Origin of the sequence: Labedella populi, from assembly GCF_004078655.1 — a bacterium.
GTDB classification, from domain to species: domain Bacteria; phylum Actinomycetota; class Actinomycetes; order Actinomycetales; family Microbacteriaceae; genus Labedella; species Labedella populi.
Genome location: NZ_RZNC01000009.1, coordinates 1 through 15,744, shown reverse-complemented (window position 1 = coordinate 15,744; position 15,744 = coordinate 1). Strand labels below are relative to the sequence as shown.

The window sequence follows — 15,744 nt, the reverse complement described above, 5'->3', positions numbered from 1 at the left end:
GGCCGTCAATATCATGGGCTCGATTGGCGCAAATCGGGGCAAGCGTTCGGTGCGGAGGTCGCGAAGGTCGTCCCCACGTGACACGTTGCAGGAATTGTGGCTTGCTAAAGCATATTTAACATGCACAATAGGAGGACGGCGACGCGGCCCCTTCGGAGGTGACGCTCGCCGCCGGAGGAGAGGAACTCAGTGAAGAGTGACGCAACAGCCCTGAGCGGCACCGTCGGCGCGACGAGCGCCCGGGCAGGATCGACGTCGATGTGGATACCCGAACTCGTGCGTTCGGTGACGGAGAGCGTCGCCGAACGGACCGATGAACGCACCGCCGCAGTCTTCGCGCGGTGCTTCGCCGACACGCTCGAAGCGACGATGACACCGCTGCCCGACGGCACGGTGTTCGTGCTCACCGGGGACATCCCCGCCATGTGGTTGCGCGACTCGACGACCCAACTCACCCCCTACCTGCACTTCGCGGCCTCCACCCCGCAGCTCGCCGACCTCCTCGTCGCGATCAACCGACGACAGCTCGACGACATCGCGCACGACCCGTACGCGAACGCCTTCAATGCTGAGGCGAACGGCGCGGGCCATCAGGGTGATCTCACCGACTCCTCCCCGAGGATCTGGGAGCGCAAGTACGAGATCGACTCGCTCTGCTACCCGATCCGTCTCGCGAGCGACATCCACCGCGCGACCGGGCGCACCGATCACCTCGACGGGCGCTTCCGAGACGCCGTCCGTCGTGTGATCGAGCTCTGGCGAATCGAGCAGGACCACGAGAACCGCTCGTCGTACCGGTTCGAGAGGCACGATGCACCGCTCACGGACACGCTCGTGCGTGAGGGACGGGGTTCGCTCACCGCTCCGACGGGGATGTCCTGGTCGGCGTTCCGGCCGAGTGACGACGCGTGCACCTACGGCTACAACGTGCCAGGGAACGCGTTCGCCGCGACCGTCCTCGCCGACATCGAGGAGATCGCGTCGGAGGTGCTCCGCGACGACGCCCTCGCCGCCGACGCGTCAGCGTTGCGCGCCGAGATCGTCGCCGGGATCCGCGAGCACGCCGTCGTGCAGGCCCCGTCACCCGGTGGGGAGACGGTCCCGATCTACGCTTATGAGGTCGACGGATTCGGTGGACGACTCCTCATGGACGACGCGAACGTGCCGAGCCTGTTGTCGCTCCCGCTGCTGGGATGGTGCGGCGTCGACGACCCGCTGTACCGTGCGACCCGCTCGTTCATCCTGAGTGACGCGAACCCCACGTACTCCGCGGGCACTGCGGGCCGCGGCGTCGGGAGCCCCCATACCCCCGACGACCACATCTGGCCGATCGCGCTCGCCGTCGAGGGGCTCACGAGCACCGACCCCGATGACAAGCGCCGCGTCCTCCGCACACTCCTCGACACCGACGCGGGCACGTCCGTCATGCACGAGTCCTTCCACGTCGACGACCCGGGCGTCTACACACGACCCTGGTTCTCCTGGGCCAACGCCATGTTCTGCGAGCTCGTCCTCGACGTCGCCGGACTCCGCACCCTCACGCGCGAGCCCGTGGCGGCGGGGAGCCTGTCATGAGTGTTCAGCCTGTCGCGTCGGGCACCCTGCCCTCCGGAGCGCTTCCCGCCGACGTCGTCGGATCCCCGGGCGCGGCCGGGGGGCCGCCGCGGCGCGGCTCCGGCTCCGGCGGACGTCGTCCTGCCCACCCCACCGCTCGGCAGATGCGCTGGAACGCCTGGGCGTTCCTCGCCGTGCCGCTCGCCCTGTTCGCGGTCTTCATGCTGCTGCCCATCGTCATGGCGGCCGTCATCAGTTTCACGGACTACGCGATCGTGGGCGACTCCGAATGGGTGGGGCTCGAGAACTACACGCGCATCTTCCAGGACGCCTTCTTCTGGATCGCCCTCCGGAACACGGCTTACTACACGCTCCTCTACGTGCCGCTCGGCCTCGTCGTGGCCCTCGGTGCCGCGCTGCTGCTCAACCGCAGTCGCCGCGCCGTCCGCCTGTTCCGCACGCTCTTCTACATTCCGGTCGTCTCGTCGACCGTCGCGACGGCGACCATCTGGTACTGGCTGCTCAACCCCCAGAAGGGCCTGCTCAACGTCGCCCTCGGCTGGTTCGGCATCGACGGTCCCGCGTGGCTCTACGACTCGCAGTGGGCGATGCCCGCGATCGTCCTCATGAGCGTGTGGGCGGGCTTCGGCGTCAACATGATCATCTTCCTCGGAGGGCTCCAGGGTGTTCCCGGCGACCTCTACGAGGCGTCGCGGCTCGACGGCGCCAACGCGTGGCAGCAGTTCCGGTACGTGACGCTGCCCTCGCTGTCACGCACGACGTTCCTCGTCACGACGCTGCTCATCATCGGCGCCTTCCAGGTGTTCGACCAGGCCTACGTCCTCACGAAGGGCGGACCGGGCAACTCGACCGTCACGATGGTCTATTACATCTACAACAAGGGCTTCGGTGCCCTCGAGATGGGCTACGCCTCGGCGCTGTCGTTCGTCCTCTTCCTCATCATCCTGATCTTCTCGCTCGCGAACGCGCGGCTCAGCAACCCGAGCGGCGACGCGGGGGAGCGACGATCGCGCCGCCTGGCGCGGAAGGCGGTGAGTGCGCGATGACCGCTCTCGAGTCCAACACGACCGCGGCCGGATCCGGCCCCGTCGAGCGCCACCGCCCGACGGCGTCGGCAACATCCACGTCCACACCCACACCCACACCCACACCCACGCCCACGCCAACGCCAACGCCGGTGGCGGACATCCCCGCTCGCCGCCGCCGAAGCACCCGCTCGCGGGTCGGATCGCTGATCTGGTACGTCGCGGTGATCGTCCTCAGCATCATCACGATCGCGCCGCTCGTCTGGACGCTCTCGACGTCGCTCAAGCCCGCAACCGAGATCCTCGCGGGAGCGCTCAACCTCATCCCGGCGGACCCCACGATCGAGAACTACCTCACCGTGTTCGAGGACGTCCCCTTCGCGCGCTACTTCGTGAACTCCCTCATCCTCGGGATCGGCGGCGCGATCACGAACGTGTTCTTCGGCGGTCTCGGCGGATACGCCCTCGCGAAGCTGCGGTTCCGGGGCCGGTCCGGCGTCTTCGCCCTGTTCCTCGCCTCCCTCATGATCCCGAGCATCGTCACGATGATCCCGACCTTCCTGATCCTGCGCGGCTTCCCGCTCTTCGGCGGGAACGACGTCCTCGGCCAGGGCGGTCTCGGCCTCCTCAACACGTACGCGGCGGTGATCGTGCCGGGCGCGGCCGGCGCTTTCGCGGTGTTCTTCATGAAGCAGTTCTTCGAGACAATGCCCGACGAGCTCGGCGAGGCCGCGCGCATCGACGGCGCGAGCGAGTTCCGCATCTTCGCGCAGATCTACTTCCCCCTCGCGAAAGCGGGCATGGCCGTGCTCGCCATCCTGAGCTTCCAGGCGGGGTGGAACAACTTCCTCTGGCCGCTCATCGTGCTCAACAACCCCGACATGATGACCGTCCAGGTGGGGCTGTCCTCGTTCGTCAACAACTACGAGACGGCGTTCGGCCCGCTCATGGCGGGCACCGTCGTCGCGAGCCTCCCCGTGCTGCTCATCTTCATCGTCGCGCAGCGCTACATCATCGAGGGCGTCGCTCACGTCGGCGGCAAGTGACGAGACGGCCCCCTTGCTCACACCCGTTCGCAGTCACCCGTTCGCAGTCGCCCGTTCACAGTCACATCACCACCAATCAAGGAGACATTCGATGAAGAAGATCACCACGGCACTCGGCATCGGCGTCGCCGCCCTGAGCGTCGTCGCTTTGAGCGGCTGCGGATCGAGCGGCGGCGACACCACCGCGAGCGGAGCCGAGAAGGTCGTCATGTGGGGCTCATGGTCGGGCGAGCAGGTCGACCAGCTCGAGGCCCAGGCGGCCGCGTTCAATGAGTCGCAAGACGACTACGAGGTCTCATACGTCGCGCAGGAACTCGTCGAGGAGAAGCTGCTCACGGCGCTCGCCGGCGGCGAAGTCCCCGACATCGTGCTGTGGGACCGGTACCAGACGTCGCTCTACGCCCCGAAGGGTGCACTCGCCCCGATCGACGAGCTCGTCGAGGAGGACGACATCGATCTCGACGCGTTCTACCAGCCGGCGCTCAGCGAGATGGAGGTCGGAGAGGACCTCTACGGGCTGCCACTGCTCGTCGACAATCGCTCTCTGTTCTACAACCAGACGCAGCTCGACGAGGCCGGCATCACTCCGCCGACGACGTGGGACGAATTGAAGACCGCGGCGGTGGCGCTCACCGAGAACGACGGCGGCACGCTCGAGCGCGCCGGCTTCGACCTCAGCGACCCCGGTCTGTTCAACCAGTACCTCGCGCAAGCGGGCGGCTCGCTCCTCAACGAGGACGAGACGAAGACGGCGTTCAACAGCCCCGAGGGCCTCGAGGTCCTCGAGTTCTGGCAGGAGCTCATGGACGAGGGCGTCTTCGAGCCCGGCTTCGGCGACGGCGCGACGCCCTTCGCCGAAGGCACGATGTCGATGAAGTACGACGGCCCGTGGGCGCTCAGCACCCTCGATGCCGTCGAGGGCCTCGAGTACGGCATCACCCCGCCCGTCGCCGGTCCCGACGGTGACACCGGCGCCTACATGGGTGGTTTCGGTCTCGTGATCCCCGAGGGTGCGCAGAACGTCGAGGGGGCGTGGGAGCTCATGAAGTGGTGGACGACCGAGCCTCAGAACGGTGTCGACTTCGCGAAGATCTCGGGCTGGATCCCTGCGAACATCGAGGCGGCGAACGACCCGTACTTCACCGAGGACCCGCACTACGCGGCCTTCATCGAGACGCTCGAGTACGCCGAGGTCCGTCCGAGCGTCGAAGGCTTCTCGGACGTCGAGGGCAAGGCCCTCGTCCCGGCTCTCGAACAGTTCCTCGTCGGTGAGCTCACGGCCGAGCAGGCGCTCGACCAGGCCCAGGAGCAGGGCGACCAGATCCTCGCGGACGCGCGCGGCTGACGCTGTCCGAGAGCCCCCCGGCCCTCCCCCCCCCCTCACTCTTTCCGAAACGGAGAAACATGACCAGCACGACCCCCGCACCCGCCACGGCGGCCTCGACCACCACCACCAGCACCAGCACCAGCACCAGCACCAGCACCAGCACCAGCACCAGCACCAGCACCAGCACCAGCACCAGCGCCGGCGCCGAGTGGTCCCACCGCGCCGACGTCGCGCAGCGCAGTCTCGATCACTACTTCGGGGCGGAGTGGCCGCAGTTCCTCGAGAACAGCCATCCCGCCGGGACCGGCGTCCCCGAGACGTTCAACTACTGGTGGCTCGCCCACGTGATCGACGCGCGTCTCGACGCGTTCGAGCGCACGGGCGACGCGGCGTGGCGGGATCAGGCCGAGGAGGGCTACCGCAACATCGTCGAACGCAACGGCGGTCAGCTCTTCAACGACTACTTCGACGACATGTTGTGGTTCGCGCTCGCGATCGTGCGGCTGCACGGGGCGACGGGGCGCGAGTCCTACCTCGCCGATGCGGTCGCGATCTGGGACCACGTGATCGCGGAGGGCTGGAACGACGCCGGCGGGGCGAGCCTCGCGTGGCGGAAGCAGCAGCTCGAGTACAAGAACACGCCGGCGAACGGTCCGCTCGTGATCCTGTCGCTGCGGCTCGAGCGCGTCGTGCCCGAGGGCGAGGCCGGGGATCGCGATTTCCGCGGCTATGCGACCACGGCGTTCCAGTGGCTCGAGACCCACCTCGTGGGCGACGACGGCTTCGTCGAGGACGGCATCAACCGCGAGGGTGACGGCCGCGTCGACACGCAGTGGCGTTTCACCTACAACCAGGGTCTCTACATCGGGGCTGCGGTCGAGCTCGCGCAGAGCACGGGCGACACGGCGCTCCTCGACCGAGCCGTGCGCACGGCGCGCACCGCGATCGCGGAGTTGAGTGATGGTGTCGTCTTCCGCGACGAGGGCGAGGGCGGTGACGAGGGCCTCTTCAAGGGCGTCTTCTACCGCTACCTCGGCTGCGTGACGCTCGTGCTCGCGGCCGCGGGACGCGACGCCGAGCGCGCCGAACTCGAGGGCTTCGTGCGCCGAGGCACCGATGTGCTGTGGGCGACGGCGTTCGACGGCGAGTGGCTGCGCCCCGCGAACGACTGGTCGGTGAGTTCCGTCGAGTCGATCCCGTACTCGACCCAGCTCAGCGCGATCATGGCGATCGAGCAGCGCGCGACGCTCGAGACGCGCTGACCCCGATCCCCCTCCCCACCTCACCCCTCCCCACCGCCCGGAACCCACCCCTCTCCGGCATTTGCGTACGCAACTCGCTCCTGCGGGTGAAATTCCACCCGCCGTCGGCAGTTGCGTACGCAAATGCTGCGTGGGGACAGGGGAAGCGGGGTGGCGAGTGACTCAGGCGCGGGGCGGGGCCGTCGAGGCGCCGAGCACGAGCTCCGTCGGGAGCAGCACCTTCTCGATCGAGCCGGGGGCGGCGATCTGCGCCCGCACGGCGTCGATCGCGCGCTCGCCGATGGCGCTCTGCTGCTGGCGCACGTGCGTGAAGCGGAAGAGGCTCGCGTCGAAGGCGGCATCCGGGTGGTCGAAGCAGACGACGGAGACGTCGTCGGGGATGCTCAGCCCGAGCCGGCGGCAGGCTTCACGCAAGAGCAATGCGATGTTGTACTCCGCCGCGAGGTACGCGGTGACATGGGGGTGCTCGCGGACGAAGGCCACGATCCGCTGGATGTCGTCCTCGGCGCTCGTCGTGCTGCCCGGGATGGTCGAGTCGAGCGTGCGCAGTTCGGCCGTGTCGTCGAGGGGGCGGTGGAAGGCCGCGTGCGCGTGCACCCAGCCGTTCCGTCGCTCCTCGCTCGAGGAGACATGGCTCGCCGCGCTCAGGAATCCCACGCTGCGGTGCCCGAGGGTGAGCAGATGCTCGGTGGCGCTCATGGCTCCGGCGAGGTTGTCGGAGCGGACCGCTGAGACGGGGATGCCGTCGAAGACGCGGTCGAGGATGACGAGCGGGAAGCGCCGGGTGACGAGTTCGAGCGCCGCCGGTGGGATGAACTCGGAGGAACTCGGCTGCAGGACGAGACCCGAGACCCCCGAGTCGATGAGCGAGCGGATGCTCGCGTCCTCGAGATCGTGATCGCCCATCGACCGCATGAGGATGACGGGATCGTCGACGCCGGCCCCGGAGAGGAGCCCCTCGACGACGCGGCTGCCGAAGGTGTCGTCGAAGTTCGTGACGACGCACCCGATAAGCGGGCGGGTGCGCGGAGCAGGTTCCGTCGGCGTCGTCCCGTTCGGGGTCGCGCTCGTCACGAACGTTCCAAGTCGCGGTCGGCGCACGATGAACCCGTCGGTGCGGAGGAGGTCGAGGGCCCGCTTCACGGTGATCGCGCTGACCGAGTACTCCTCGGACAGCTCGGCCTCGGAGGGCAGCTTGTCGCCCACGGCGTAGCGGCCGTCCACGATACGGGCGCGGAGCGCGTCGTACACCTGGCGATAGAGCACGTGACCGTCCTTCTCGAGAGCCGTCCCAATAAATATATTCAATCTACAGCGCGACTCCGCCGGTCGTGCTCCGCTTCCGACGGCCTGCAGTGACACCCACATCCGCGTTCCTCGCGGTACTGTGCATTCCGTGGTACCGTGCATCGCAGGAGGTTCTATGGACACCACACAGCTCCTCAAGGGGGTGCTCGACGCGGCGGTACTCGCCGTCATCGAGCAGGACGACGGCTACGGGTACGACGTGGTCCGGCGGTTACGCGCCGCCGGACTCGACGAGGTCGGGGAGGCGTCGGTCTACGGCACCCTCCGCCGGCTGTATGCCGCCGGAGCGCTCACGACGTACGTCGTGCCATCGGACGGCGGGCCGCACCGCAAGTACTACGGCATCAACCGCGAGGGCCGAGAGCTCCTCGCCGAGCAGCGCACCGCCTGGACCGACTTCTCCGCCACCCTCACTCGCGTGATCGCCGGGAACCCCGCCGACACGATCCCCTCGATCGGAGTAGCACGATGACGACAACGAACACCTTCGACGGTGGTGTCGACGCGGCGCACGACGATGACGTCGCTCGCTTCGCTGCCGCGGTCCGCTCCCACCTCGACGACCTCCCGCCGGACGAGGTCGAGGAGCTCGTCGACGGGCTCGAGGCCGACCTCATCGAGCAGCGCGAGGACTCCGGCGAACCGCTCGGCGATGCCCGCGAGTACGCGGACGAGTTGCGCGCCGCCGCCGGCCTGCCCCCGCGTGACTCCCGCCGCCCCGACGACGAGTGGTTCGGCGGCTTCAAACGCATGTGGAGAAACGGTTCGGCGTGGGTGCAGGAGCGCCGCGGGAACGCGGCCGTCGCGGCCGTGCTCGACTTCCTCGTCACGCTCCGACCGGCCTGGTGGGTGCTGCGCGGCTGGGTCGTGTTCGCAATCGTCTTCATGTTCGGTGCTCTCGGCCCGCTGCCCACGGAGCTGACCGGCTGGCTCCTTCTCGCCGGAGTCGTCGTCGTGAGTGTGCAGTGGGGCCGTGGGCGGTGGTTGCCCTGGGCGTGGCTGCGGATCGCGAAGACCGTGGTGAGCGTCGTCGCGATCTTGGCACTCCCCGGTCTCGTCGCGGAGGCGTCCTTCCGTGCGGGGATCGGTGCGAGCTACGCGTACGACGAGATCGAGGTCGCCCCGCAGGAGCTCAGCGCGAACGGCGCACAGGTCACGAACGTCTTCGCCTACGACTGCGCGGGTGCGCCGCTCGTCGGGGTGCAGCTCTTCGACCAGGACGGCCACCCTCTCGCCGTCGGTTCGGGCGGGAGCGACGATTGGCTCATCGCCTACGACGAGGGCGTCGAAACCGCGCTCGTGCCCAATCCGGACACGAATCCCGGATCGGGATGGAACGTCTTCCCGCTCTTCCACGCGCGCTTCGGCGACGGTGACGTGGTTCCCGACCCCGCGACCTTCGAAACTCCGGCACCGCCGTTCGATGCGGTGCAGCCGCTCGCGGGAGGCCACGAGACCTGCGCGACGGAGAAGGACGGGGAAAGCGGATCGCAGCCGGCGCCGGTCGTGCCCGAGTCTCCGTCTCCCGAGTCTCCGTCTCCGGCGCCGGCTTCCACGCCGAGCGCGCCTGTCGAACCCTGAGGGACGGATGCCGTGAGCGCAAGTCCCCGCGCCACACCGTTTCCGACCGGCAGGATGGGGGCATGCCCGCTCCTCGCCACGTTCTCCGCGCTCCCCGTTCGACGTATCGCCTGCAGATCCACGAGGGCTTCGATCTGAACGCGGCGGCCGAGCTGACCGACTACATCGCATCGCTCGGCGCCGACTGGGTCTACCTCTCCCCGATCCTTCAGGCCGAGAAGGGCTCGAACCACGGCTATGACGTGACCGACCACTCGCTCGTCGACCCGGATCGCGGCGGCGACGAGGGACTGCGAGCCTTCTCGAGCGCGGCGCGCAAGCGTGACCTCGGCGTGCTCGTCGATATCGTGCCGAACCACGTGGGCGTCGCGACCCCCGTCCAGAGCGTCTGGTGGTGGGACGTGCTCGAGAAAGGGCGCGACTCCCGGTACGCCGAGGCGTTCGACGTCGACTGGGACTTCGGCGGCGGGAAGCTGCGCATCCCGGTCCTCGGCGACGACGACCCCGCCGATGAGGGCGGCGAGCTCGGCAAGCTCACGCTCAAGACCGTCGAGGACGAATCGGGTTCGAGCGCCCTGCGCCTCTTCTACTACGACACCGAGTACCCGGTCGCCGAGGGCACGGCGCCGCAGGGTGCGGATTCCGATCCCGTCGCGGTGCACGCGGGACAGTCATACGAGCTCGTCAACTGGCGCCGTGCCGATAGCGAGCTCAACTACCGCCGGTTCTTCGCCGTCAACACGCTCGCCGCGATCCGGGTCGAGATCCCCTGGGTCTTCGCCGAGTCGCACGAGACGATCGTCGGCTGGATCCGCGACGGCATCGCCGACGGTGTGCGCGCCGACCATCCGGACGGGCTCCGCGACCCCGGCGCGTACCTCGACGCTCTCGCCGAGGCGACCGGTGGTGCGTACGTCCTGATCGAGAAGATCCTCGCCCGCCACACGGATGAGGAGGGGCGCAGCGTCGCCGAGCGGATGCCGGCGCACTGGAAGACCGAGGGGACGACGGGGTACGACGCGCTCGCGTCGATCGACCGCCTCTTCGTCGACCCCGCCGGCGAGGAGGCGCTCGACGCCCTCGACACGCGGCTGCGCGGTCACGATGCTCGACCCGTCGACTGGCGCGACATGGTTCACGACGGCAAGCGCGAGGTGACCGACGGGATCCTCGGCTCCGAGGTCGCGCGCCTCGCGCGCGAGTCGGCTCAGGTGCTCGGAACGGCGGACGCCGGAACCGGACCCGACGCAGACAGCGACGACGCGCACGAGGCGATCGCGGAGCTGCTCGCGTGCTTCCCCGTCTACCGCTCCTACCTCGCGGCGCCCGTCGAGGGCGAGGCGCCGACCGAAACGTACACGGACGGCATCGAGAACCTGCACGCGTCGGCCGACGAGGCGAAGCGTCGCCGTCCCGAGCTCACCGAGGCGATCGACCGCCTCGTGCCCGTGCTCGCCGAGCCCACGACCGATGTCGCGAAGCGCTTCCAGCAGACCTCCGGCATGGTGATGGCGAAGGGAGTGGAGGACCGGTCCTTTTACCGCTGGACGCGGCTCACGACCCTCACGGAGGTCGGCGCCGAACCCGACGAGTTCTCCGTCGACGTGGCCGAATTCCACGAGCGGCAGCTCGACCGCCTCGAGAACCTGCCCCTCAGCATGACGACGCTGTCGACGCACGACACGAAGCGGAGCGAAGACGTGCGCGCCCGGATCTCGGTGCTCGCCGAGATCCCCGAGGAGTGGGCGTTCGCTCTCGACGCGATGCGCGAGATCGCCGGAACTCCCGACGGGCCGTTCGACAACCTGCTCGCGCAGGCGATCGTCGGGTCCTGGCCGTCCGACGTCGTGCTCGAGTCCGAGGCCGCGCTCGCCGAGTACCGCGGACGGCTGCACGCGTACGCGGAGAAGGCCTCCCGCGAGGCGGAGACGTCCACGGCGTGGACGGCCCCGGACGAGGCGTTCGAGACGGCGATGCACGCGTTCGTCGACGCGGCGATCGATCACGAGAAGCTGCGCGGCATCATCGAGCAGGTCGTGGATCGTGTGCTCGCGGCCGGCCGGAGCAACTCGCTCGGTGCGAAGCTGCTGCAGCTCACGGGTCCCGGAGTGCCGGACGTCTACCAGGGCAGCGAGCTCTGGGACCTCTCCCTCGTCGACCCCGACAACCGTCGGCCGGTCGACTACGGTCACCGGCGTCGCCTGCTCGCGGAGATCGACGGCGGTGCCGTCCCCGCCGTCGACGACTCAGGAGCCGCGAAGCTGCTGGTCACCGCGTCGGCGCTCCGGCTCCGCCGTGATCGTCCGGAGCTCTTCGGCTCCTACACGCCGCTTCCGGTCTCGGGCGAGGCAGCCGGCCATCTCGTCGCGGTCGACTACGGTGGCGCGATCGCCCTTGCGACGCGTCTTCCCCTCGGGCTCGTCGCGCGCGGCGGTTGGGGTGACACGACCGTCAGCATCCCCGCCGGTGCGTACGTCGATGCTCTCACCGGTCGCGCCGTCGACGGCGTCGAGGAGGTCGCCGCGCTGCTCGACGTCCTGCCCGTCGCGCTCCTCGCGCCGGTCGACACGACGGCCGAGTAGCGAGACCCGAGCATGAACGCCCCCAGCCAGCACCTGACCCAGGAAGCAGAACTCCGATGACTCGACCGATCTTCGACGTGTGGGCCCCGAAGGCGAACAACGTCGTCCTCCAGCTCGACGGTGACCGTCTCCCGATGCGGGCGGACGGCGACGGCTGGTGGACACCCGCGACCCCCGTGGTGCCCGGACCCGAGGGGAACGATTACGGCTTCCTCATCGACGTCGACCCGAAGGAGCCGTCGAGCGCCGAGGCGAGGCCCCTGCCCGACCCCCGCTCGCGCCGCCAGCCCGACGGGGTCCACGGACTCAGTCGCACCGACGACCCGCTCGCGCACGAGTGGACGGACGCCGCGTGGACGGGCCGGCAGTTGCCCGGTGCGGTCATCTACGAGATGCACATCGGCACGTTCACCCCTCAGGGCACCCTCGATTCCGCGATCGATCGACTCGACCACCTCGTCGGACTGGGCGTCGACGCGGTGGAGATCCTCCCGGTGAATGCCTTTAACGGCACGCACAATTGGGGGTACGACGGCGTGCTCTGGTACGCCGTCCAGGAGACGTACGGCGGGCCCGAGGCGTACCGGCGCTTCGTCGAGGCATGCCACGAGCGCGGACTCGCGGTCATCCAGGACGTCGTCTACAACCACCTCGGCCCGAGCGGCAACTACCTGCCCAACTTCGGCCCGTATCTGCACGAGGGGCACGCGAACACGTGGGGTTCGTCCGTCAACCTCGACGGCGAGCACTCGGACGAGGTCCGCCGGTACATCATCGACAACGTCCTCATGTGGCTGCGCGACTTCCACGTCGACGGGCTCCGGCTCGACGCCGTGCACGCGCTCGTCGACCACCGCGCCGTGCACCTCCTCGAGGAGATCGCCGAGGAGGTCGACGTTCTCTCGGCGCACGTCGGACGGCCCCTCACTCTGATCGCGGAGTCGGACCTCAACGACCCGCGACTCATCCGCTCGCGCGAGGCGCACGGCTACGGACTCACCGCGCAGTGGAGCGACGACTTCCACCACGCCGTGCATGTCGCCGTGTCCGGTGAGACGACCGGCTACTACGAGGACTTCGAATCGCTCAGCGCGCTCGGCGACGTTCTCGAGAAGGGGTTCTTCCACGCCCGTGAGCTGTCGACGTTCCGGGGTCGTGTGCATGGGCGGCCCATCGATCTCGAGCGCACCCCCGCCTGGAAGCTCGTGGTGTTCAATCAGGACCATGACCAGATCGGCAACCGGGCGACGGGTGACCGGCTCGCGGAGACGGTCGACAACGGCGGCCTTGCGATCGCGGCGCTCCTGACTCTCACGGCGCCGTTCACGCCGATGCTCTTCATGGGCGAGGAGTGGGCGGCGTCGACGCCCTGGCAGTTCTTCACGTCGCACCCCGAGCCCGAGCTCGGGAAGGCGACCGCCGAGGGGCGCATCGCCGAGTTCGAGAAGATGGGCTGGGACCCCGACGTGGTCCCGGACCCGCAGGATCCCGAAACGTTCTCGCGCTCGAAGCTCGACTGGAGCGAGCCGTACCCGTCGGAGACGTCGGGCCGCTCCGACGCCCCGCACGCCCGCATGCTCGAGCTCTACCGAGCGCTCCTCGCGCTGCGGAAGCAGCGTCCGGAATTGACGGATCCGCGACTCGGACGTGTGAGCGTCGACGTCGACGAGACCGCACGCACCCTCGTGATCCACCGCGGGGCCGAGCCCGACGAGCTCACGATCGTCGTCAACCTCGGCGAGCAGCCGGCGTCGTTCGACGTCGCGGGCACGGTGCTGCTCGCGACCGACGCGATTCTCTCGGACGCGGACGGCGGCAGCGACAGCGCCGCGTCCGCGGCCGGGTCTCGTGGCATCGAGGTCGGTCCGCGTACCGCAGTGATCCTCGCCCGCTAGCCCGGTTGGGCTGCACGACGCGGCGGCCGTCGCCGGAAGGTGGCGGCCGCCGCGTCGTCGGAGGAGTGCCCGATCGGCGAGAGGCGCTACTGCACCTGGACGAGGACGCGCTGCCAGCCGCTCGAACCGTTGGGCGCGATGGGGGCGCGTTCCTCGATCTGGAGGTTGCCTGCTTTGTCCGTGGCGCGAACCGCGAGGTAGTGCGAGCCAGCGTCGGGCTCCCAGTCGACGTACCACTGCACCCACGTGTCGTCGTTGATCGGCGAGGACATCGTGGCGGGCTGCCAGTCGCCGTCGTCGATGCGCACCTCGACAAGGTCGATTCCGACGGACTGCGCCCAGGCCATACCCGCGACCTTCGTGGGCCCTGCGGTAATGGGTTTGCCCGTGCGCGGGGTGTCGATGCGGGAGGAGAGCTTGATGGGCGCCTCGGCGCTGTAGCCGCGGGGCGTCCAGTATGCGTCGTCCTCGGCGAAGGTCGTGACCTTGAGCTCCGTGAGCCACTTCGTCGCGGAGACGTAGCCGTAGAGGCCCGGTACGACCATGCGCACGGGGAAGCCGTGCTCGAGCGGCAAGGGCTCGCCGTTCATTCCGACGGCGAGGATCGCGTCGAGGTTGTCGTCGGTGAGGGAGGCGAGCGGCGTGCTCGCGGTGTAGCCGTCTACGCTGCGCGAGAGGACCATGTCGGCTCTGGACTGCGGCGACGCCTGTGCGAGGATCTCGCGGACCGGCACGCCGAGCCAACTGGCGTTGCCGACGAGCCCGCCGCCGACCTCGTTCGACACGCACGTGAGTGTGACGACGAACTCGCGGAGGTCCATGGCGAGGATGTCATCGAAGCTGAAGGTCAGCGGTTCGTCGACGAGACCCGAGACGGTGAGACTCCAGGTGGACGTATCGACGGTCGGGACGGTGAGCGCCGTGTCGACGCGGTAGAAGTCCTCGTTGGGGGTGAAAAGTGGGGAGACGCCGTCGATGTCGAGTTCGGCACCTTCGGGGATCGTGACCGTCGACGAGGGCGTAGGCAGGGTGACCGCGTTGCGGATCGCGGTGATCGACGACGTGGCGACGTTCACGAGGCGTGACCCGACTCCCACGACGGCCGCTCCCGCTGCCGAGATGCCGAGGATGCGGAAGAAGCCACGACGGTCGAGCGCGGCGCGGCCTGCGGGGGTTCCGGCGGCAGGCGAGGTCGTCGTCGTCGCCCCCGTCGCCGTCGCCGTCGCCGTCTTCGCGTCGCGGTGCCAGGCGCGGAGGCGCCGGGCGAGGATCAGGAGGATCGCACCGCCGCCGAGGGTGCCGAGGATGCCGGGGAGTGCCGCGAGTGGTGTCGCGCCGGCGCGGGTGACGGTTGCGGTCGTGGCGGCGATGCCGGCGATCGCGATGATGACGAGGCCGGTCGGTGGCTTGATGTACTGCAGCACGCCTCCGACGGCCGCGGCGATGACGATCGCGATGCCGAGGCTGACGAGCAGGAAGATCTTGTCGTATTCGCCGAACGTCGCGATGGCGAACTCCTTCGCCCACTGCGGGACGATGTCGATGACGAAGGATCCGACGGCGAGGATGGGGCTGCCGTTCCGGGCGACGACGAGCGCCACGAGTTCGGCGACGGCGAGGAAGACGGCCGCGCTCACGGTACCGACGAGCGCCGCCCAGACCCACGGGTGCTGGGGTCCTCGCGTCGCGCCTGCCGTGCTGGTGCCGACCGTTGCGCCAGCCGTGCCAGCCGTGCCAGCCGTGCCCGCCGTGCCAGCCGTGCCGGTCGAGTCGACCTCGCCGGTCTTGTTGTCCCGCCTCGTCACGTCTGCCTCCGAACCCGCGGGCCGGATCGCCCGCTGCATGGTGTTCGACGCGCGGCACGTGCCGGATCGGAGGAGTATCGGGGAGTCGGTGATGCCCGAGAGTGCGGACGCCGCGCTTCACACGTCAGGGTCGAGCTGCGGGGTCCGGAATGCGGGCACGCTGGAGCCGGGGTCGTCTCGGCGCTCGAGTCAGCCCGCAGCAGGAAGCGGCGGCCGAGCCCGCGATTTCGTGGCGTGCGTCCATTCGACGTGTGCCGGTCCTCTCACGTGGGGGACGCCGTTGGGCGTGCTGATGCGCCAGGGGCCGGTGTCGATGTTTTGGTGGTGGGCCCAGCAGA

The 15,744-nt window shown here is 69.1% G+C and carries 11 protein-coding genes; 9 read left to right on the top strand and 2 right to left on the bottom strand.

Annotated elements, in window-relative coordinates; genetic code table 11:
* Nucleotides 1-189 precede the first annotated feature (189 nt).
* The 5 genes from ELQ92_RS15700 to ELQ92_RS15675 all read left to right on the top strand — a co-directional run bounded on the left by ELQ92_RS15700 (nt 190) and on the right by ELQ92_RS15675 (nt 6,235).
* Nucleotides 190-1,575 (top strand): glycoside hydrolase family 125 protein, encoded by a 1,386-nt coding sequence (locus ELQ92_RS15700; protein WP_243695079.1) that lies wholly within the window; start codon nt 190-192, stop codon nt 1,573-1,575.
* The gene (locus ELQ92_RS15695; RefSeq protein WP_243695078.1) at nt 1,572-2,621 is read left to right on the top strand and encodes a carbohydrate ABC transporter permease; all 1,050 of its coding nucleotides are present in this window, start codon (nt 1,572-1,574) and stop codon (nt 2,619-2,621) included. The genes ELQ92_RS15700 and ELQ92_RS15695 overlap by 4 nt, the downstream gene beginning before the upstream one ends.
* Nucleotides 2,618-3,646: a carbohydrate ABC transporter permease gene (locus tag ELQ92_RS15685; RefSeq protein WP_279432179.1), complete on the top strand. Its 1,029-nt coding sequence runs from the start codon at nt 2,618-2,620 to the stop codon at nt 3,644-3,646. The genes ELQ92_RS15695 and ELQ92_RS15685 overlap by 4 nt, the downstream gene beginning before the upstream one ends.
* 91 nt (nt 3,647-3,737) lie before the next feature.
* The gene (locus tag ELQ92_RS15680) at nt 3,738-4,991 is read left to right on the top strand and encodes an ABC transporter substrate-binding protein (RefSeq protein WP_128500257.1); all 1,254 of its coding nucleotides are present in this window, start codon (nt 3,738-3,740) and stop codon (nt 4,989-4,991) included.
* A 59-nt stretch (nt 4,992-5,050) separates the two neighbouring features.
* Nucleotides 5,051-6,235, top strand: coding sequence for a glycoside hydrolase family 76 protein (locus ELQ92_RS15675; RefSeq protein WP_128500256.1), 1,185 nt, complete (start codon nt 5,051-5,053; stop codon nt 6,233-6,235).
* 162 nt (nt 6,236-6,397) lie between these two features.
* On the opposite strand, the gene ELQ92_RS15670 is transcribed toward ELQ92_RS15675, so the two are convergent.
* Nucleotides 6,398-7,603: a GntR family transcriptional regulator gene (locus ELQ92_RS15670; protein ID WP_166426820.1), complete on the bottom strand. Its 1,206-nt coding sequence runs from the start codon at nt 7,601-7,603 to the stop codon at nt 6,398-6,400.
* A gap of 55 nt (nt 7,604-7,658) precedes the next feature.
* On the opposite strand from ELQ92_RS15670, the gene ELQ92_RS15665 reads away from it, so the two are divergent.
* From ELQ92_RS15665 to treZ, 4 genes are all read left to right on the top strand, one after another.
* Nucleotides 7,659-8,015 (top strand): PadR family transcriptional regulator, encoded by a 357-nt coding sequence (locus ELQ92_RS15665; RefSeq protein ID WP_128500254.1) that lies wholly within the window; start codon nt 7,659-7,661, stop codon nt 8,013-8,015.
* Nucleotides 8,012-9,124, top strand: coding sequence for a hypothetical protein (locus ELQ92_RS15660; RefSeq protein WP_128500253.1), 1,113 nt, complete (start codon nt 8,012-8,014; stop codon nt 9,122-9,124). Before ELQ92_RS15665 ends, ELQ92_RS15660 begins: the two co-directional genes overlap by 4 nt.
* A 62-nt stretch (nt 9,125-9,186) precedes the next feature.
* Nucleotides 9,187-11,706 carry a malto-oligosyltrehalose synthase gene (gene treY, locus ELQ92_RS15655; RefSeq protein ID WP_128500252.1) on the top strand — a complete coding sequence of 840 codons (2,520 nt, stop codon included), beginning with the start codon at nt 9,187-9,189 and terminating at the stop codon, nt 11,704-11,706.
* Nucleotides 11,707-11,762: 56 nt separating this feature from the next.
* On the top strand, nt 11,763-13,601 hold the full coding sequence (gene treZ, locus ELQ92_RS15650) for a malto-oligosyltrehalose trehalohydrolase (protein WP_128500251.1): 1,839 nt from the start codon (nt 11,763-11,765) through the stop codon (nt 13,599-13,601).
* An 86-nt stretch (nt 13,602-13,687) separates the two neighbouring features.
* Here the strand turns inward: treZ and ELQ92_RS15645 are convergent, their stop codons facing one another.
* On the bottom strand, nt 13,688-15,238 hold the full coding sequence (locus tag ELQ92_RS15645; RefSeq protein ID WP_243695082.1) for a molybdopterin-dependent oxidoreductase: 1,551 nt from the start codon (nt 15,236-15,238) through the stop codon (nt 13,688-13,690).
* Nucleotides 15,239-15,744: the final 506 nt, after the last annotated feature.